This is a genomic window from Shewanella cutis (assembly GCF_022410515.1).
In the GTDB taxonomy this organism is placed as follows: Bacteria; Pseudomonadota; Gammaproteobacteria; order Enterobacterales; family Shewanellaceae; genus Shewanella; species Shewanella cutis.
Genome location: NZ_JACSDI010000008.1, coordinates 143,916 through 163,548, shown reverse-complemented (window position 1 = coordinate 163,548; position 19,633 = coordinate 143,916). Strand labels below are relative to the sequence as shown.

Here is a 19,633-nt window from a genome sequence, read left to right as displayed (position 1 = left end):
AATACGGGGATTTTTTATTGAACAATTAACAGATTAAGGCTGCTTTTGAAGGCGAGCCGATTACTGCTCGATACCGACGATTAACCAAGGCGCGTTGGCTTGCGTAAGGTTACGCTCTAAATGCCAGATTTCCTTAATGTCCTCTTCGACACCTTCAACAGTATCGCGGTAGCGGCCGCTAAACTTAACACTCACTTCCGCAAGACTTGCATTGTGTGTCGCGCGGACCAGTTCAGCATCCAAAAACATCACTTCGGTGTGTTGATCGCCCACTAACTCACGGCGTTGGTTGCTGAGTTCATTATAAAGCTCAATCGAAACATACTCTTGGATTTTGCTTAAGTCGTTTTCGTTCCATGCTACTTGCAAGGTTTTGTAATGACTACGAGCCCCTTCCAAAAAGCCGGGTAAATCAAAACCCGCAGGCAAATGGAAAGGCACTGTGCTCGCCGCTTGCGCAAAACCATTGCTACCACTGTTTGCACTGCTGGCAAAACCGGTTTGTTCCGCTTGCTGGCGTTGCAGATTAGGATTAGGTTGACCAGCCCCCGCATAGGCAGGTCTTGGCTGCGCACTGGCTTTTGATGCCATCACTGTACGGATGATTTTAAACAGCACGAATGCCAACAGAGCGATAATCAAAATATCCATAAATTGAATATTTTCAAAACCTTCGCCCATAAATAGCGCAGCTAATAAGCCGCCCGCTAATAAACCGCCTAACATGCCGCCCATCATACCTTTTTTGCCCGCAGCAGGTGCTGGCGCAGCGTTAGGCGGGGTTGTGGGAGTATTGGTTGCCGCAGGCTGAGCCGGCGCCGTTTGATGACTTTTGCCAATAGACTTATTACTGCCGAATTTTTTCGCTTCTGCGACTGGACTAGCAGCCAAGCTAACCGCAAAAATCATCGCCAGCATAATAAATAACTTTTTCATTTATAAGTTCTTTGTATGTATGACCAGAGGTGCAGGCATCATAGCGGGATGACATTATATGTCAACTATGAAAAAGCGGGAGCTGATTGTCTTATGCATATTTAGTGAGTTCCGATTAAGCATTGTCATTCCCTACAGGAATCTGCCCTCCTCTTACAAAAATGTACTCTGTAAATTTAACTATGATCAGCTCGTTAATTAATTTTTTAGCTAAGTCAAAGTCGTGGGTCTTCAACCCACACCCGACCAAGAGGGGATCAACAGCAATTCCCTCTTGGATCTCCCTTGCCGCCCCTAGCGAAGTTGCATGCATTAGATACTGGCCTTGGTCTTATGGACAAATTGCTATCGCTTCCGATGGTACATCCTGTACCCCGAAAGCTAGCCGGTCATCCATGACCGGACTCACGCAATTTATTCCAACGCCCCGCGGCAACTTCGCAGGGGAGGGTGAACTTCTGCAGCCAATGTGTGGACTGTTAACCGAGAAAAAGCTGCGCCAGTCCTATCTTTCTCTGCTTAGCACAAAACCACTTAAACAATTTAAGGAGGAGTTAAACGGAGTTAGGTGCACTGTTTGTAATCTCAGTTGCCTTTAAAAATTTTTAACTCAGATTGGTACTTTATGTTGAAAATTGATTAACTTTGCAAAGTAGCACTTAACGAGTAGGGAGAATTGGATGATGAATGAATTCACAGAACTTAAGGTATTTGAGTATTTAGAATTTCAGCAAAAGGAAGCCGCTGAGGGGAAAAGGCACCGCTCAGACTATGCGGTAATAAAGAGATTGTTAGAACGATATTCAGAACTTGAACCGCATATAAATCTGATGTATCAAACCCTAACTATTCCTCAAGTGAATCGCTTCATTGGCCTTGTGATTGACGCTGTGGCATTTGGAAATGAGAATCAGGTTGAGGACGTTAGAACTGCTCCAAAGGAATTGAAAGCGGTTAATGACAAAATCGCCAAGCTTGCATTTGAACTTTCAGACATGCTGGATAAACGAACTCAGTTACATGAAAGAACATCATTCACAAGCAACACTCACTACGATCTATTCGAACTTATAGAAGATGCAGGACAATCAAATCATATGTTTGAGGGTTATTTCAAAAAATCGTTGAGAAAAATGGTTGGTCCGTATGAACAAAGGTATTACCCATCTATTAGTCAAATAGTCACTCAACTTGGGATAGATGCTCAAAATACTTTAATTGAGACTAGTTCAGAATTAGATCTGATCCTCACTAAATCTGAGCGCCCATCTAATGCAGATCAAATCAGGGCTATATTAGAAGCTACACAGTTTTCCCAAAATAATGATGGTGATAATTGCTATTTTAGACTCCCAGATGACTTTGAACTATCGAACCAAGCCATAGCCACTTTTGTGAATGTCGCTTTTGATATTTCATTTGATAAGCTGGCTGACGATATACAAGTAAGGAATGCTAAGCGGAAATATAAACAGCTTTGTGAAGAAAATTAATCCATGAACCTTTTCAACCTACTAGTTAACTACTTAATTTAACGAGCCTCCCCTTGTTAAATTATCGGAATGCTCTAATTGTAAATAACAGACTATCAGCTATACCATTGGCTTAACTAGATTAAGCACTGCCATGGAAGTGACCGTTGGCGGCATGGATGCCGCCGCCGAGCCTATAGGGACATATTCACGGCGTGTCACTGAAATGACTGTGCTTAATCAATACCACCCAAAGTAAAATACAACTTTGCCGATTAAACACACTTTTCATCCGATTTATCATCGGAAGAAAGTGCTCGACTAATGCTGCCGAAGATTGCGGTTAAAATACCAATGCCCACATCCATCTGCCGGGCATTGCTATCATCACCGCTGGCCTCGCGTTGACTCTGATTGTCAGCGGTGCCTCGTACAAAATCACAACTGGCATTGCTCATATTGCTGGAGGCACAACCACTTAAGCTCAGAATCAAACCGCCAATCACTAAACGTGAACTCACTAAGCGCAAACTCGCTCTGCGTAACATCCTTATACGCGAAACTGACATATTAGTTCAGCACCTCTTCTAGGGCGCGCAAACAGAGCGCGACATTCTCACGACGGGCACCAAAGCCCATTAAACCGATGCGCCAAGCTTTGCCCGCAAGTGCACCAAGGCCTGCACCGATTTCAAGGTTGTAATCCTTCAGTAAACGAGTCCGCACTGCGGCATCGTCAACACCTTCAGGGATATAAATGGCATTGAGTTGTGGCAAGCGCGAGGCTTCAGCGACGACAAATTTCAAGCCGAGTTTTTCCAGCCCAGCGCGCAGTACTAAATGCATGTCTTGATGACGCTTCCATGCATTTTCTAAACCTTCTTCGGCCAATAAACGCAGCGATTCGTGCAGGGCATAAAGCGCATTGACAGGCGCGGTGTGGTGATAGCTGCGCTTACCGCCCGCGCTGGTCCAATAGGCCATCACCAGACTTTGATCGAGGAACCAACTTTGCACTGGCGTTTTACGGTTTTTAAGCTTTTCTACCGCAGCAGGCGAGAAAGATACAGGCGATAATCCCGGTACGCAGGAGAGACATTTCTGGCTGCCAGAATAAATGGCATCGATGCCCCATTCATCAACCCTTAACTCCACGCCACCAAGGGAAGTCACCGCATCGACAATCGATAAACAGCCGTATTGCTTCGCCAGCGCGCACAGGGTTTTAGCATCACTTAATGCGCCAGTTGAGGTTTCGGCATGCACAAATGCGAGGAATTTAGCATCGGGGTTGGCCTTAAGCGCCGCTTCGACGGCGACGGGATCGACCGGTGTGCCCCATTCATTATCCACCAGCACGGCAATTGCACCAACGCGCTCGACGTTTTGGCGCATACGCTCACCAAACACACCGTTACGGCACACAATCACCTTTTCGCCGGGTTCAACTAGGTTCACAAAACAGGTTTCCATGCCCGCACTGCCGGGGGCTGACACCGCCATCGTCATTTCATTTTTGGTTTGAAACGCATATTGGATCAGGCTTTTAAGCTCATCCATCATAGCGACAAACAATGGGTCGAGGTGGCCAACGGTCGGTCTTGCCTGCGCGGCTAACACTTCGGGATAAACATCCGATGGACCAGGGCCCATTAAAATGCGGCGAGGGGGATTAAAGGCAGAAAAATGCGGTGCAGGTAACATCATGTCTCCTTAATGCGTAGGGTCGAGGTCTGACTATTATATGATTAGAGCATTCACTCTTGATTTGTTAAACCAAACTACCACAAAAAGGGACGCCTGTGCGCCCCTCCTTTAGCCTAAGTTGTCACCTAACGCTAAATGACTACACAGGCAGGTTGTTTTTTCCTTTTCCGGCATTCAAAAACAGTTGATAAGCAGGGCTTTGGGTCTCTTCTTGGTAAACAAATCCCAGCTCAGTTAAAAACTGCTGAAACGGCAAGGCATCACTCGCGGGCACTTCAAATCCCGCCAGCACTCGGCCAAAGGCTGCGCCGTGATTACGGTAATGGAATAAACTGATATTCCACTTGCTTTGCAGGGTGGTTAAAAACTTCAGCAGCGCACCCGGATGCTCGGGAAACTCAAAGCTAAATAGGCGCTCCTCTAACGGCTCTGGCGGATGACCACCGACCATATAACGCACATGCAATTTCGCAGTTTCATCAGCGGATAAATCCTGCACCTCAAAGCCATTGTCTTCTAAGGTATTGATGATCTGCTCTAATTCGCCATGGCCTTTGGTTAGGCGGATACCCGCAAATACCACCGCCATATCGCGGCTGCTAAAGCGATAATTAAACTCAGTCATCACCCGCTTTTCGAGCAGCTCACAAAAACGCAGGAAGCTACCGGGACGCTCGGGCACTTTAACCGCCAGCACAGCCTCTTTTTGCTCACCCAGCTCGCAGCGCTCGGACACATAACGCAGGCTGTGGAAGTTCACATTCGCGCCACTTAAAATCGCCGCCACCTTCTCGCCGCGACCACTCTCACCTGTAGCATTAGTGCTGACATATTTTTTAAGCCCAGCCAAGGATAAAGCGCCTGCAGGTTCGGCAATGGCGCGGGTATCTTCAAAAATATCTTTTACTGCTGCACAGATTTCGTCGGACGTGACCGTCACCACGGCATCTACACACAGCTTGGCGACACGAAATGGCTCAGTACCGATACGCTTAACCGCCACACCATCGGCAAACAGGCCCACTTGTGGAAGCGTAACAGGCTCGCCCGCTTCCATCGCCGCTTTTAAGCAGGCAGCATCCTCAGGCTCAACGCCGACAATTTTCACCTGTGGCATCACCGCCTTGTAGTAGGCAGCAATACCCGCAATTAAACCGCCGCCGCCCACGGGCACAAAAATCACTTCAAGGTCGCGCTGCTGTTGCAGCATTTCTTGGGCAATGGTGCCTTGGCCAGCGATCACGGCTTCATCATCGAAGGGGGCGATATATACTCGGCCTTCCTGCTGCGCCATTGCCATCGCAAAACCATTGGCTTGATCAAAAGCTTGGCCGTGCAACATCACGTTGCCACCCAAGCGGCGCACCGCATCGACTTTAATATCCGGCGTGGTTTCGGGCATCACAATCACCGCATCCACACCACGGCTCGCCGCCGACATGGCCACACCTTGGGCATGGTTGCCCGCCGAGGCGCACACCACGCCGCGTTGGCATTCAGCTTGGCTCAACTGAGCAATGCGGTTATAGGCGCCGCGCAGCTTAAAGGAATGCACAGGCTGCATATCTTCGCGCTTTAAAAATACTTGGCAGCCCAAACGCGCCGAGAGTTTATTGAGGCTCGAGAGTGGTGTCACTTTCGCAACATCATAAACCGACGATAGTAGGATCTTTTGCAGATAGTGTTGAGCTAGCTGGCTATTCTCAACTGAAGCGGGAGAGGCCTGAGCTGGCTGAGACTCCGCTTGCTCCGTTTGCGATGCTGCGAGAGATAACATATCAGTCCTCCAACTTGCTGCGATCGCGCACCGCGCCCTTGTCGGCACTGGTGGCAAGCATGGCGTAGGCTTTGAGCGCCATAGACACAAAACGCTCGCGACCAACTGGTTTCCACGCCATTGGCCCACGGGCGAGCATGGTTTCACGGCGCGCAGCCAATTCGGCATCACTCACCGCAAGCTTGATACTGCGCTTGGGAATATCGATTTCAATGCGATCGCCGTTTTCAATCAAGGCAATCGTGCCACCCGCCGCCGCCTCAGGCGACACATGGCCGATGGATAAACCGGAGGTGCCGCCGGAGAAGCGGCCGTCGGTGATCAGCGCGCAAGCCTTGCCTAAGCCGCGGGATTTTAAGTAACTGGTGGGGTACAACATTTCTTGCATACCCGGGCCACCTTTTGGCCCTTCGTAGCGGATGACGACCACATCGCCCGCCACCACTTCGCCACCTAAAATGCCCGCCACTGCGTCATCTTGGCTTTCGTAGACGCGAGCTGAGCCAACAAAGGTTAAATTCGATTCATCCACACCCGCCGTTTTAACAATACAGCCGTTTTCAGCTAAATTGCCCGACAGCACGGCCAGCCCACCTTCTTGGCTAAAGGCAAATTCGCGGCTGCGGATACACCCTTCTTGCCTGTCATCGTCTAGCGATGGCCAGCGGCAATCTTGGCTAAAGGCTTTCGTGGTGGGGATGCCCGCAGGTCCCGCCATAAAGAATTGTTTTACGTTGTCATCTTGGGTTTGCATGACATCGTACTTGGCAAGCACCGACTTGAGATTTCCGCCCGCATCGGCGGCAACGTGTGGCACATCGGTATGCAGCAATCCGGCGCGGTCGAGCTCGCCCAAAATGCCCATCACGCCACCGGCGCGGTGCACGTCTTCCATATGGTATTTCGCGGTCGATGGGGCGACTTTACAAAGGTGCGGCACAAGGCGCGACATACGGTCGATATCGTCCATCGTAAATGCCACTTCCGCCTCCTGCGCCGCCGCTAACAAGTGCAACACAGTATTAGACGAACCACCCATGGCGATATCCAGCGCCATGGCGTTTTCAAAGGCTTTAAAGCTGGCGATATTACGCGGCAATGCCGAGGTGTCATCTTGTTCGTAGTAACGTTTGGTCAGCGCCATCACACGCCGGCCCGCTTCTAAAAACAGTTCACGGCGGTCGCTATGGGTTGCGAGCATGGAGCCATTGCCCGGCAGCGACAGACCTAAGGCTTCAGTTAAACAGTTCATCGAGTTGGCGGTAAACATGCCCGAGCAAGAACCACACGTCGGGCATGCACTACGTTCAATTTTGGCGCTATCTTCATCGCTCACACTTGAGTCGGCCGCGGCCACCATGGCATCGACTAAATCGAGCTTGATAAGCTTGTCCGATAGCTTGGTTTTACCCGCTTCCATCGGCCCGCCCGAAACAAACACCACGGGAATATTGAGACGCAGCGCCGCCATCAACATACCGGGGGTGATTTTGTCGCAGTTGGAGATACAAACCAACGCGTCGGCGCAGTGGGCATTGACCATATATTCCACACTATCGGCGATAAGCTCGCGCGAAGGCAGACTGTAGAGCATGCCACCGTGGCCCATGGCGATACCATCATCGACGGCAATGGTATTGAATTCTTTGGCAATACCGCCCGCTTCCTCGATGGCGCTCGCCACCAGAGAGCCCATATCTTTTAAGTGCACATGGCCGGGGACAAACTGAGTAAAGGAGTTGGCAATCGCAATAATCGGCTTACCAAAATCATTGTCTTTCACCCCGGTGGCGCGCCATAGCGCACGGGCACCCGCCATATTGCGGCCTTCAGTACTGGTAGCTGATCGTAACTTTGGCATTAACTCTATCCTTTATCTCAAATCGAAAATCGTGCCCTTGGGGCGTTGCTACGGAGCCGATGCGCCGCAACCACTGGATTCATTCTTATGCGTGTACTTTTTGTTGCTGCAAGTTTAGCGGTAACAGGACCATGCATTGAGTGACATCAATCAATTTATTCAGTTGATTGCTGAGCAGCTCAATGGCGCGCTCGCTGTCCACTTCCATATCCAGCGACAGACTCGCATCGTCGTTCATCCGCATTTGCATTTGGGTGACCGTAAACCCACGATGGCGAGTCACACGTAGTACACGTTCTATCACTTCTGGGCGTTGTTGAACCGTTAATTTTAGGGAGTGGATCATGTTTGTTTCTCCATTTCGTCCATCATATCGCTGTTTGATGCGCCGGGGGGCACCAGTGGCCAAACGTTAAAAGCATCGTCGATTGCAACGTGTAACAAATAAGGTCCCTTAGCCGCTAACATTTCGGTTAAGGCCTCCTCCACTTCGTCGGAAGAGAAAATCGTGCGGCCGGGAATGTCAAATGCAGAGGCCAATAACACAAAATCAGGATTGTCAGACAAATCGGTTTCACTGTAGCGCGCTTCAAAAAATAGCTGCTGCCACTGCTTCACCATCCCCAGTTTTTGGTTATCAATCAGCAGGATTTTCACCGGTAATTTGCGGCGCTTGATGGTGGTCAGCTCCTGCACGTTCATCATAAAAGAGCCATCGCCAGACACTGTCACTACGGTCGCATCAGGGCGTGCCACTTGGGCGCCGATGGCAGCAGGTAAACCAAAGCCCATAGTGCCTAAGCCCGCGCTGGATAAATGATCTTCAGGGCGGCGGAACCACATATGCTGGGCAACCCACATTTGATGCTGGCCTACATCGCAGCACACAACGCTGTCTTCGGGCAGTTTATTGGCAAGGCGGCGCAGCATGGCGGGGGCATAAATTAAACTTCCGGGATGTTGATAATCCCATTGATGTTTGCGGACAAGATGCTCCACTTCAACTTGCCAAGGAGTGATATTCAGCGACATAGCAAGGGCGGGGAAAATCTGGCGTAAATCACCGGCGATGGCCACATCGGGCTGGCGCAATTTACCCAGCTCTGCGGCATCTATATCTAAATGGATAACTTTGGCTTTGTTGGCAAAAGTCGCTAAACGGCCTGTTACTCGGTCATCAAAGCGCGCACCGGCAACCACTAATAAATCGCAATCCTGCACCGCAAGATTGGCCGCCTTACCGCCGTGCATACCCAACATACCTAAATAACCGGGCGTACCATGGGCAATACTGCCTAACCCTTTTAACGTGGCGACCGATGGCATACCCGTGGTGTTGATAAAATCCCGCAGTTGATCGACGGCGCCCGCCATACCCACACCACCGCCCACATACAACATAGGTTGCTTTGCTTGCGCCAACAGCGCACGGGCAGCGTCGATATCACTCATCTCAGCTTGGGGTTCATTAGTCACGGCCAGTAACGGTGTGCGGTATTCAAGGTGAGCGATTTGGATATCCTTGGGGATATCCACCAGCACCGGGCCAGGGCGACCCGATGCAGCGATTTCAAAAGCTTGGTACAAGGTTGGGATAAGATCGTTTACATCCGTCACCATAAAACTGTGCTTGGTACAGCTTAGCGACATCCCCAACACATCGATCTCTTGAAACGCGTCGGTACCGATAACTGCGGTAGAGACCTGACCCGTAATAGCCACCACAGGCACAGAATCCAGCAGCGCATCGGCAAGTGAGGTGATTAAGTTAGTGGCACCTGGGCCAGAGGTGGCAAAGCACACGCCAGTTTTACCACTGGCTCTGGCATAACCCACGGCAGCAAAGGCAGCGCCTTGTTCGTGACGGCTTAACAGATGTTCGACAGGGCTTCCATAGAGGGCATCGTAGATTGGCATAATGGCACCACCTGGGTAACCAAATACTGTGGTAACACCATGTGCTGCCAACACTTTTATAACCGCGTCTGCGCCTCTTATCATCTGCCCTGGTTCCATATTGTCTCTCGCTACCTTAATTCTGAATTGTCGAAAATCGACTCGTAATCTGTACTGGTTCGAAATGTAAGTCCCAAAACCTGGGGCCTGAAAACGAAGAACCCCCCGGTCCTTTCGGAGCGGGGGGTTCTTTCGAAACTTTTAACCTTTTAGGTCTACCAGTTTGCCATGCGCCGCCCCCGCTGTGATTTAATAATCACGACGGTAATAATCACGAGAATGAGCTTGGCAGCTTGGTTAAACATCAATATGGATTCCTAATCGGTGTTCTATATGAGTATCGCGTTAATTCTTGCGTCTCTGACTGAGACGGCTCGCGGTGGGAGGTTTACCCCACCGCGAGCTATTAGCTTTACCATAAAGCGACAGCCAAACACAATAAAAAAATTTCTTACGTCAAAAAAATTCAGCTTCCCTGCCGAGACAATGCAAAACAACAAAGTAAAACGTTAACAAAATCGCGTTAGTGAGCATGAATGCCGACTAACCCATGTCAGTTTTGCCCGCTCGACAACCTACGAAGCAGGGAATCAATTTGTTACGCCAAGCCCCGCATCCATAGGGCTTGGCATCTATCAATTAAGCTCCAACAATACTTTTCATATCAGTCATATAACCGCGAAGTTCGGCGCCGATATATTCCACAGCTGTGTGGCGAATTGCATCGTTAATCGCGATTAATTGCAGATTATCAACACTATTAGAACTGTCCTTCAGACCTGCGCCTAAGTACTCTGGCGACATGGCATTTACATAGTCACGCAGCAGTGGCACAGCGGCATGGTTGAACAGATAACAACCGTATTCTGCGGTATCGGAGATCACCACGTTCATCTCATACAGACGCTTACGGGCGATGGTGTTGGCGATCAGCGGTGTTTCGTGCAATGACTCGTAGTAAGCCGACTCTTCAACAATCCCCGCAGACACCATAGTATCGAAGGCTAATTCGACGCCGGCTTTAATCATCGCGACCAGGAAAATCCCTTTGTCGAAATAGGTTTGCTCGTCGATATGCTCGCTCGAAACAGGTGCATTTTCGAAGCCCGTTTCAGCGGTTTCGGCACGCCAACGCAGCAGGTTTGCATCGTCATTGGCCCAGTCTTGCATCATAGTGCGAGAGAACTCACCGCTGATGATGTCATCCATGTGCTTTTCAAATAATGGTTGCAGGATATCTTTTAAATCTTCTGCAATTTCAAACGCTTTAATCTTGGCAGGGTTAGACAGTCTGTCCATCATGTTGGTGATACCGCCGTGCTTGAGTGCCTCGGTGACGGTTTCCCAACCTTGTTGGATTAACTTAGCGGCATAGCCAGGCTCAACACCATCGGCCAGCATTTTTTCATAACCTAGGATGGCACCCGTCTGCAACATACCACAGAGAATCGTTTGCTCACCCATCAGATCAGATTTTACTTCAGCGATAAAAGAGGATTGCAACACGCCAGCACGGTCGCCGCCTGTGGCGCTCGCATAGGCTTTCGCGATGTCTAAACCATCGCCGTTTGGATCGTTTTCGGGGTGCACGGCAATCAGTGTTGGTACACCAAAGCCACGCTTGTATTCTTCACGCACTTCGGTGCCTGGGCACTTGGGCGCAACCATGATGACAGTGATATCAGGACGAATTTGCATGCCTTCTTCAACGATGTTGAAACCATGGGAGTAAGATAGAGTCGCGCCTTGTTTCATCAGCGGCATCACTGCGCTCACTACATTGGAATGCTGCTTATCGGGTGTTAGGTTCAGCACTAAATCGGCGGTCGGGATTAGCTCTTCAAAGGTACCGACTTTAAAGCCGTTATCAGTGGCTTTTTGCCATGATGCACGTTTTTGGGCAATGGCTTCAGGGCGCAGGGCGTAGGCAATATTCAACCCTGAGTCACGCATGTTCAGACCTTGGTTAAGCCCCTGTGCACCACAACCTAAAATAACAATATTCCAATCTTTGATGTAATTGCAGCCATCGCTGAATTCAGAACGGTCCATAAAACGACATTGGCCAAGCTGCGCTAATTGTTGACGTAAATTCAGAGAGTTAAAATAGTTAGCCATCCGAGATACCACCTTTCAGTCGGGAATTGGGGACTCAACCAATATCAACCTATTGTTAACGATTGGTTGTGATTGAAATCACTATAACCTATGGCCATCGTTGCTTAAAATGATATATTCGAAACCTCACATTGCGTTTTTTGCAATACCATTTTCGATTACAGCACCCTTGATAAGCAGCCAATAGGACAAGGTTATGGATATACGCACCCTCAAATTGTACCTGCACTTATGTGACAGTTTGCACTTCGCCAAGACGGCGGAGCAGATGCATGTGAGCCCCTCGACCTTAAGCCGCGCATTGCAACGCCTTGAAGAAGAAGTGAACGCAAAGCTGTTTGAGCGGGATAACCGCAGCGTGACCTTAACCCATGCGGGACGCGAGTTTAAATTGTTCGCTGAGCAGACATTGCACCATTGGCGCAATTTGCGGCACAGCATTGATCTTAAGCAGGATGTACTGCGTGGCACCTTAAATCTTTATTGCTCGGTTACAGCCGCCTACAGCCATTTGCCGCAATTATTGGAGCGTTTTCGCCAAGAGCATCCCTTTGTCGAAATTGCCCTCACCACGGGGGATGCCGCCAATGCTCTGGCCGAAATACAACAAAATCGCGCTGATATTGCCATTGCCGCGCTGCCGGATCCTTTTCCTGCCACACTGCATTTTGCCAAGATTGATGATGTACCACTTTCATTAATCGCTCCCACCATGCGCTGCGCGGTGCAGCAACAGATTAACCAAGCTCAGATAGACTGGTCACGAGTGCCTTTTATCATTCCTGACCATGGACCTGGGCGGCGCAGAGCCGATAATTGGTTCAAACAGATGGGGATTAGTCCGAATATTTATGCTCAGGTGTCAGGACAGGAAGCCATAGCGTCTATGGTGGCACTCGGCTGCGGTGTGAGCATTAGCCCAGAAGTGGTGATCAATAATAGTCCGGTACGGGATCGTATTCAGTTGTTACCTTCGCCAGTCAGTATTGCCCCCTTTGAGCTGGGCTGCTGCTGTAAGGTCAAACGCTTGGGCGATCCCATAGTGAATGCGTTTTTAGAAGCGATTTAAGCTTACACGGGATAAAACGGGACTGAGTCCCGTTTTATGTTATTTTTATTACGCTCGATTAGGTATCTGGCGACTGTAATTTATCGTTGGCTTCAATACGCGTCACCAACAGCTGGTCGACCTTGTAGGCGTCGATATCCACCACTTCAAACTTATAACCGGCGTAGTTGACAAAGTCGGTACGCTTAGGAATTTTGCGCAGCATGTACATCATAAAACCAGCAATAGTTTCGTAGTTTTGGCTGTGGGGGAACTCTTCAATATCGAAGGCTCGCATCACATCGGTAATTGGCGTCACCCCATCCACTAACCAAGAATTACCATCGCGGGCAATAATTTGCTCTTCGCTCTCGTGTAGCGACCAAGCACCCATCACCGCACGTTGTAAATCGTTGGTGGTCACAATCCCTACCACAAGGGCGTATTCATTCATCACCACGGCAAAATCGGCGCGGCTATTTTTGAAATACTCCATCGCTTCTGACAGGCTTAACGTGTCAGGAATAATCAACGAAGTATGCACAAGACTGGTGTCTTTTAAGGTGATGTTCTCACCGTTAATCACACGAATAAGCAGTTCCTTCGCGTCGACAAAACCTTTGACCATATCCAATTGGCCATCGCAGACTAAAAACTTTGTATGGGGATCTTCGGCAATCTTACGCTTGATATCCTCTTCACTATCTTGCAGCAAGAAATACACTAAGCTCTCACGGGCAGTCATGGCAGAAGTGACTGAAACGGTTTGCATTTCAAACACATTCTCCATCATTTGTTGCTCGCCCTTATCTAGCACCCCCGCTTCAGCGCCCGCGTTCATTACCGCATAAATATCATCGGAGGTGATTTCATCATTACGGGCAGTCGGGATTTGTAGCAGCTTAAAAATCGCGCTAGCCATGCCATTAAAAAACCAGACTAATGGTCTAAGCACGGCGATACAAACACTCATCGGGCCAACTACGGCCAAGGCAACCTGCTCAGGCATCGCCATCGCAATACGTTTTGGCATTAAATCCGCAACCAAAATAAAGGCGCTAGTCACGAGTAAAAATGACATTAAAAAGCTCACCTGACTCAGCCAAGGATCGGCTAACCAAGGTGAAAGGAATTGATAGAAATAGGGGCGAAATGCCGACTCCCCCACAATACCACCCATAATGGCAACGGCATTAAGACCAATTTGTACCACAGTAAAAAAACTGCCGGGATACGACTGTAAATGCAGCACTTTTTCAGCTCTGGCATCGCCTTCATCGGCTAACTGACGTAAACGGATTTTCCGTGATGCGGCCAAAGCAATTTCTGACATAGAAAAGAAACAACTTGCACCAATTAAAAGCAATATAATCATCACGTTATCTAAGAGACTCATGTAACACCTTTTGTTTCACACTTGACTTACTTGCACCAACCCGCGCAGTGATTTTCGCGTGTTAGTTGAATATTGCTCGAGCGCAGGGCTGAGATGTGGCGATAAAGAGCCAGTGAGGCGAAGAACCCTTTGCTACACTTTAAAAAATTGCCACAGCGCTTAAAGTGTAAGATGCGTTTATTATATCCGCTAATCGCCCTACTATGCGTGATTCTGCTCTCGGCTGTTGCCCATGGCGCAGATGAGCTTTCCCCATTTAGGTTACGCTTTTGTGTCGAAGAGACTGAATATCCACCATTTAATTACTTTGTTCGACAAGATGGCATTAAGACTTCCACGCTTAGCGGCTACGATATTGACCTGCTAGAACGTACCTTTAACCCCATTGGAATTGATTATGAAGTACTGGCTTTGCCTTGGCTCCGCTGTTTAAAAGACGTTCAAAATGGCAGCATAGATGCCGCGATGAGCGCATCGCTCAACCGACAAAGGGCGACTGATTATATCCCATCTGTTGCTTATTATTACCTCACACCGAGTTATTTTTATTTAAAAGCTGAACTGGACCCGCAATTTCATATCGATGATATCAATCAGTTAGCTAACTTTGGCACGGTTTGCGGCGTTAAAGGATTCAACTACCATAATTTTGGTTGGCGTAAAGATACGCCTATCAGCGCAATTAATTCCCTAAGGCATTTACCCGAAATGCTATTAAAACGAAGATGTAAATTCTTTCTCGCCCGCAAAGAGGTTTTGGCGGGCACCCTAGCCTTAGCGCAGGTCGCTGAACTCCCTAAAACCTTAGCGTCACAGGTTTCTCCCCATACCCAACAGGAACCTTTTTATATGCTGATCTCTAAACGTTCAGCCCATAAAGATCTGATTGCTCGCGAGTTTAATAAGCGGGTAACAGAAATGCAGGATCATCATGAGCTAAATGCTCTATACCAATTCCATATCCAAAAACTTACCCACGGGGACGATAAGGGCAGTAATTCGCCTTAGGACCAATTTGTGGATGATTGCGGCAAGTCTCAGGGCGTTGGAAGTAAATAGTGCAGCGGCGGGTTTTACTGTCTAAATACAGGCAATCATCATTCGCCATACGTGCAAGGGTAAATATCGCCGTTTTATGGTTAAAGTTGTCGATAATGCGTGCTTTTTGCAAGCGTTTGGCGATGGCTTTAAGGTCACCTTCGGCTTCAAACTCATCCACTAAAGTCATGCGGACTAAGTCACTCACGGTCACTTCAACGGGGAGTGTACAACAGGTGGCGTAACAGGTATCACACAAGCCTTTACGGTATTTTTGCCAAGTCGATAAGTCATCGATATTAAAAACCAACACATTATTTTTAGTACGATTTGACACTCTAAAATCCAACATTAGACATTAATGAGCCTAAATTATAACAGGCAAAAAAAAGAAGCAAAGTAAACCATTTATAAATACAGTTGATAACAAGAAATAATATAGAACTGATTATACTGATTAAGACAACAGCGACTAGCAGCTATGGTCAACCAGTTTGGAATACGTGACTAGAGTCAATCTATTATTTCAAACCCCATGTATAATAGCCGCATTTATAAGCACTTATAATAGAGAAAAACGTGATCATTAAGGCAAAACATGACTTAACCGAGAAGTTGACCTATTTTGGCGCGACCGAACATGAATTATCCATTTTATTAAATGCTATTCAGATCAAAAAACTGAATGAGGGTGATGTGTTTTGTGCCACAGGAAGCTCAAAGGGTATTTGTTATCTTGCCAGCGGCACAATGATCACTCGCCATAATTTTGGTGAAGGACTTGAAATAATTTCATCAAACAAAACGAATAATACTTTTGTCTTTACCTCTTTCCCTGATTTTATCGATGTCAGTCGTTGCGACTACATCTGTCTAGAAGATGCATCGATCATCTACTGGAATCCCTCGCTATTGAAACAAGTGCTCGATAGTAACTGGCAACTTAAACAAGCTCTGCTCCATGTTTTTATGCAAGAACTGCTGTTTATGACTGAACTCGGTTATTTACGCCCATTACTGAGCAAAAGAGACTATATTATCATCACGATGATTTTAATGTTCTCCGTAGATGTCAAAAATAAAGAACCAAGCTATTCTGTTGGTCAACAAATTATGTGTAATCACGTTGGGGTGACTAGGCAGTTCTACAGTGGCTTTATTCATGATTTAGAACATAAAGGCATCATAAAAACGGAGTATAAAAAAATTACTCTTTTAAGTATTGCAGCCTTAAAAGCAGAGCTATCAATTGATATCTCGTCATACTTTACAGAAAAGCTCAAAGGTTTCTAATTACTCACTCAAAAAAAAATTTATACCGCTGATAGGTATAAAAAATGGCTAAGCAACAACGTTGCTTGGCCATTTTGGGTGTTAATTTTTATTAATTACTTTTGCTCTTCGGTCACTTTATAAAATTCAAATCCGGAATTGCTGCCCAAATTCGAATAGGTTGAGGTGCCAAAATACAGTTCACCATCGATAATAGAGGCATTACGGATACCATTATTACCACTGTTACCAAAACCATTATAAGTGATCACTTTGGCAGGATTGTCTAAATCTTCAAACACGATAAGATCAGCTCCAGATTTATTCGCCGCCCCAGGCTGCTTCATTGCCCATTCATAGATATAAAACATCGGATTATTAACCGCAACATCAAACCAAGACTTGCCTGAAACAATCATATCTACACCAATACAGGTATTAGGCGCCATACAGAATACATCGGGCTGCTTAGTTTCTAATCCTTGCATACGTTCATCGGCTTGTGGAGTTTGTACGCCACGGACGAGATCATAATAATCGCGGATCCCACTGCCTAAATCAAAACTACCAAAATACACTTTGTCATTGTGAGTCACTGCCGTCCAAGCATAGACGTTTAACGGCTCACCCCAACCTGCTGGGCCAAATTTAGGGCTTAAACCCAGTTTATTCGGTTTTTCGGCCCACACATTACCATCAAAGGTCCACATTTTGTCATAGCCATAAAGCAACTCAGGCTTAAACTGCTCAGGAGTCAAAAACTTATCCATCTTCATTCTAAATAAAGAGGAGGCTCTCCATGAATTAATCGATAATTCTTGCTCTGTTTTAGAGAATTCACCATCGCCAACGGTGGGGAAGGCATCAGGGAAGGCTTGCTTGACCTTATCATAACCACCGGAGTGACCCACATGCATAGTGCCGAAATAGAGATAACCATTATGCATAGTCATTGCGCCCATTTCGTAACCTTTAGCAATGTTTGCATCCACTTCATAATCATCAGTTGAGAAAATCATCTCAAAGTTAATGGGGTCTGCCTTACTAAAACCATTCTGTGGCATGGGGTTAGATGCCAACATTCTGCCACCTTGATAACCTTCAACCTTACCCAGTTTAGGATGAGCCCAGGTTGTGACCACTAATCGTGAACTGCCCTTTTCATCGGGTGTTTGCACAAATTCACCCGGTAAGCCTTCATAGTTAAAATCTGCTGTTGTGACCACTTCAAAACCATGTAGATCGCCACCGGTTAATGGTGCTTCTTTGGTCCCCACCCAGCGTAATCCCACGGTGCCAGCTGTCCCAGCTTGACCTAATGAAGTGTCTGGCCCCATAAAGGTATACAAGGCCTGACTACCATCAGGGTGTTTAAGAATTGTCATACGACGAACTGAATCATAAGGGAAATCCGCCTTACCTAAATAGGTACGCGTTTCTGCGTTAAAGGCAAATAACCGTAAAAAGCCTTCAGCGGCATCACTTTCGGCATCTTGACTTAAATTGGCGTGACCGACAAAAAACACGATGCCATCAAACTGACCTGCAGAGCGGAAACCGTAGGTTTTAGTTTCCTCACCCACATATTGGCCATCTTTTATGGCCGTCGGGCCTGTTGCAATATCGTGAGCGTAATTTTGGCCTGCTGCATTATTAAATTTGCTTGGATCAATGACCTCTGTTTTTCCTTTAGCCACATCATAAATATATAGCTGCCCAGGGCGGCTAATATCAACTAAGTTACAGGCTTGAATCTCTGAATCAAATGCCGTGCTATAGATAGGCAGCTTAAGATGCTTCATCATCCAGCCGCACCAGCCGTTATTTAGGCTACCAAACCACACCTCATTACCATATTCTGCGACTCCCCATGCGTAAGCGGCATTACGACGAGCCTTTGCAGGCAACAGATCATTTGCAGCATCTTCATCTGTTAATCCTTTATAGGGCGCAAATTCATTCTTCACATGCGCTCGACCATAATAAATCTCATCTACCGGAGCGATGGTGGTTCTCGCATATTTATAATTAGTTTCCAGCGGTGAAGTTGGCTTTTTATCATCATTATTAGAACATGCGATTAACGTCGTACTAATTACGGCTAATCCAACTAAGTTGGCTATTTTAGATACTTTCATCAAATCCATCCTATTTAAGGTAGTGAGTTGGTATTTTTATAAAACTGATTCTTTAATTAGATCGTCATATAGCGGCTATAATATAGCTACTAATTTGATACGTGACTTGTGCTAACAATCATATTGTGCAAACAATAAAAGACACATCACAGTTAAGTTTCATTAAAAATAAAAAGCGAATTAAATAATTCTACTCTATATAAGTTGATAAAAATTTTGTGTTAAACACATTATAAAAGTTTTACTGAGTTAATATGGATAGCGGGCTTTAGCGCTATCCATTTTTTTACAATTATTACACTTCCGTGATGTTAATAATGTCACCACGCTGCCCCGATTTAGCATGCACTTTTAATACTAAATTTGGGTGAGTAATAGAAGATGATGGCAAACCTGATATATCGCTATCGTTGCCATACTGCTGCTTTAACTCATCAATTAATGCAAAATCTAAGGCGCGCTGCGGGCAGGACATCACACAGCTTGGTTTGAGGCCCTTAGCAACACGGTCGCTGCAACCATCACACTTAGTCATCACTTTACGCTGTGGATCGATCTGCGGCGCATCATAAGGACAAGCGCGAGCACAGCTTTCGCACCCAATACACAAATCTTGATTCACTTTCACTAAGCCAGTGCTGCGCTCTTTATACATCGCTCCCGTAGGGCAAGCTTTAACACACACTGGATTGCTGCAATGGTTACAACTTATTGAAATATAATAGGCAAAAACATCCTGATGATAAGTGCCTTGCTCTCCTTCCGTCCAACTGCCACCGCAATATTCATAGGTGCGGCGCCATTGTTTACCGACCTCGATATCACTGCGATCCTTACAGGCCACTTGACACGTTTTGCAACCACTGCACTTAGTGGTATCGACATAAAAACCGTATTGGGTTGGTTCTTGCATG

The 19,633-nt window shown here is 47.1% G+C and carries 16 protein-coding genes; 4 read left to right on the top strand and 12 right to left on the bottom strand.

The features are described from left to right. Window positions 1-60: 60 nt before the first annotated feature. Entirely contained in the window at window positions 61-936 is an 876-nt protein-coding gene (locus tag H9J30_RS12885; RefSeq protein ID WP_240131376.1) for a Tim44 domain-containing protein, read from the bottom strand. Between the two features lie 680 nt (window positions 937-1,616). Between H9J30_RS12885 and H9J30_RS12880 the strand changes: the two genes are divergently transcribed. Further along, window positions 1,617-2,429, top strand: a complete 813-nt coding sequence (locus tag H9J30_RS12880; RefSeq protein WP_240131375.1) for a hypothetical protein — start codon at window positions 1,617-1,619, stop codon at window positions 2,427-2,429. Window positions 2,430-2,683: 254 nt separating this feature from the next. Here H9J30_RS12880 and H9J30_RS12875 read toward each other — a convergent pair whose 3' ends face one another. The 7 genes from H9J30_RS12875 to ilvC all read right to left on the bottom strand — a co-directional run bounded on the left by H9J30_RS12875 (window position 2,684) and on the right by ilvC (window position 11,827). Then, on the bottom strand, window positions 2,684-2,977 hold the full coding sequence (locus H9J30_RS12875) for a hypothetical protein (protein ID WP_240131374.1): 294 nt from the start codon (window positions 2,975-2,977) through the stop codon (window positions 2,684-2,686). Window position 2,978: 1 nt separating this feature from the next. Then, on the bottom strand, window positions 2,979-4,112 hold the full coding sequence (locus H9J30_RS12870) for a pyridoxal-phosphate-dependent aminotransferase family protein (protein ID WP_240131394.1): 1,134 nt from the start codon (window positions 4,110-4,112) through the stop codon (window positions 2,979-2,981). A 142-nt stretch (window positions 4,113-4,254) separates the two neighbouring features. Continuing rightward, window positions 4,255-5,892, bottom strand: coding sequence for a threonine ammonia-lyase, biosynthetic (gene ilvA / locus H9J30_RS12865; protein ID WP_240131373.1), 1,638 nt, complete (start codon window positions 5,890-5,892; stop codon window positions 4,255-4,257). Window position 5,893: 1 nt separating this feature from the next. Continuing rightward, window positions 5,894-7,753, bottom strand: a complete 1,860-nt coding sequence (gene ilvD / locus H9J30_RS12860; RefSeq protein ID WP_240131372.1) for a dihydroxy-acid dehydratase — start codon at window positions 7,751-7,753, stop codon at window positions 5,894-5,896. 85 nt (window positions 7,754-7,838) lie between these two features. Next, window positions 7,839-8,099 carry an acetolactate synthase 2 small subunit gene (gene ilvM, locus H9J30_RS12855; RefSeq protein ID WP_240131371.1) on the bottom strand — a complete coding sequence of 87 codons (261 nt, stop codon included), beginning with the start codon at window positions 8,097-8,099 and terminating at the stop codon, window positions 7,839-7,841. After that, on the bottom strand, window positions 8,096-9,769 hold the full coding sequence (gene ilvG / locus H9J30_RS12850; protein WP_240131370.1) for an acetolactate synthase 2 catalytic subunit: 1,674 nt from the start codon (window positions 9,767-9,769) through the stop codon (window positions 8,096-8,098). Before ilvG ends, ilvM begins: the two co-directional genes overlap by 4 nt. A 579-nt stretch (window positions 9,770-10,348) precedes the next feature. Beyond that, a complete protein-coding gene (gene ilvC, locus H9J30_RS12845; RefSeq protein ID WP_240131369.1) occupies window positions 10,349-11,827 on the bottom strand; it encodes a ketol-acid reductoisomerase in 1,479 nt (492 codons plus the stop codon). A 196-nt stretch (window positions 11,828-12,023) separates the two neighbouring features. Between ilvC and ilvY the strand changes: the two genes are divergently transcribed. Next, a complete protein-coding gene (ilvY, locus tag H9J30_RS12840) occupies window positions 12,024-12,896 on the top strand; it encodes an HTH-type transcriptional activator IlvY (RefSeq protein ID WP_240131368.1) in 873 nt (290 codons plus the stop codon). Window positions 12,897-12,954: 58 nt separating this feature from the next. Here ilvY and paeA read toward each other — a convergent pair whose 3' ends face one another. Beyond that, window positions 12,955-14,271: a polyamine export protein PaeA gene (gene paeA / locus H9J30_RS12835; RefSeq protein ID WP_240131367.1), complete on the bottom strand. Its 1,317-nt coding sequence runs from the start codon at window positions 14,269-14,271 to the stop codon at window positions 12,955-12,957. Window positions 14,272-14,442: 171 nt separating this feature from the next. On the opposite strand from paeA, the gene H9J30_RS12830 reads away from it, so the two are divergent. Continuing rightward, entirely contained in the window at window positions 14,443-15,279 is an 837-nt protein-coding gene (locus tag H9J30_RS12830; RefSeq protein ID WP_240131366.1) for a substrate-binding periplasmic protein, read from the top strand. Here H9J30_RS12830 and H9J30_RS12825 read toward each other — a convergent pair. After that, entirely contained in the window at window positions 15,242-15,646 is a 405-nt protein-coding gene (locus H9J30_RS12825; protein WP_413725510.1) for a YkgJ family cysteine cluster protein, read from the bottom strand. The genes H9J30_RS12830 and H9J30_RS12825 overlap by 38 nt on opposite strands. A gap of 242 nt (window positions 15,647-15,888) precedes the next feature. Between H9J30_RS12825 and H9J30_RS12820 the strand changes: the two genes are divergently transcribed. Beyond that, complete coding sequence (locus H9J30_RS12820) at window positions 15,889-16,602, top strand: Crp/Fnr family transcriptional regulator (protein WP_240131364.1); 714 nt, start codon at window positions 15,889-15,891, stop codon at window positions 16,600-16,602. A 95-nt stretch (window positions 16,603-16,697) separates the two neighbouring features. On the opposite strand, the gene H9J30_RS12815 is transcribed toward H9J30_RS12820, so the two are convergent. Both H9J30_RS12815 and H9J30_RS12810 read right to left on the bottom strand, forming a co-directional pair. After that, a complete protein-coding gene (locus H9J30_RS12815; protein WP_240131363.1) occupies window positions 16,698-18,719 on the bottom strand; it encodes a hypothetical protein in 2,022 nt (673 codons plus the stop codon). Window positions 18,720-19,014: 295 nt separating this feature from the next. Further along, entirely contained in the window at window positions 19,015-19,632 is a 618-nt protein-coding gene (locus H9J30_RS12810; RefSeq protein WP_144345499.1) for a DMSO/selenate family reductase complex B subunit, read from the bottom strand. Between the last annotated feature and the right edge of the window lies 1 nt (window position 19,633).

Bases quoted from the DNA above. Each gene is read 5' to 3' on its own strand.
- ilvM (WP_240131371.1), bottom strand. From the start codon at position 8,099: ATGATCCACTCCCTAAAATTAACGGTTCAACAACGCCCAGAAGTGATA.
- ilvC (WP_240131369.1), bottom strand. From the start codon at position 11,827: ATGGCTAACTATTTTAACTCTCTGAATTTACGTCAACAATTAGCGCAG.
- ilvG (WP_240131370.1), bottom strand. From the start codon at position 9,769: ATGGAACCAGGGCAGATGATAAGAGGCGCAGACGCGGTTATAAAAGTG.
- H9J30_RS12885 (WP_240131376.1), bottom strand. From the start codon at position 936: ATGAAAAAGTTATTTATTATGCTGGCGATGATTTTTGCGGTTAGCTTG.
- ilvY (WP_240131368.1), top strand. From the start codon at position 12,024: ATGGATATACGCACCCTCAAATTGTACCTGCACTTATGTGACAGTTTG.
- ilvD (WP_240131372.1), bottom strand. From the start codon at position 7,753: ATGCCAAAGTTACGATCAGCTACCAGTACTGAAGGCCGCAATATGGCG.
- H9J30_RS12880 (WP_240131375.1), top strand. From the start codon at position 1,617: ATGATGAATGAATTCACAGAACTTAAGGTATTTGAGTATTTAGAATTT.
- H9J30_RS12815 (WP_240131363.1), bottom strand. From the start codon at position 18,719: ATGAAAGTATCTAAAATAGCCAACTTAGTTGGATTAGCCGTAATTAGT.
- H9J30_RS12870 (WP_240131394.1), bottom strand. From the start codon at position 4,112: ATGTTACCTGCACCGCATTTTTCTGCCTTTAATCCCCCTCGCCGCATT.
- H9J30_RS12830 (WP_240131366.1), top strand. From the start codon at position 14,443: ATGCGTTTATTATATCCGCTAATCGCCCTACTATGCGTGATTCTGCTC.
- H9J30_RS12810 (WP_144345499.1), bottom strand. From the start codon at position 19,632: ATGCAAGAACCAACCCAATACGGTTTTTATGTCGATACCACTAAGTGC.
- H9J30_RS12875 (WP_240131374.1), bottom strand. From the start codon at position 2,977: ATGTCAGTTTCGCGTATAAGGATGTTACGCAGAGCGAGTTTGCGCTTA.
- paeA (WP_240131367.1), bottom strand. From the start codon at position 14,271: ATGAGTCTCTTAGATAACGTGATGATTATATTGCTTTTAATTGGTGCA.
- ilvA (WP_240131373.1), bottom strand. From the start codon at position 5,892: ATGTTATCTCTCGCAGCATCGCAAACGGAGCAAGCGGAGTCTCAGCCA.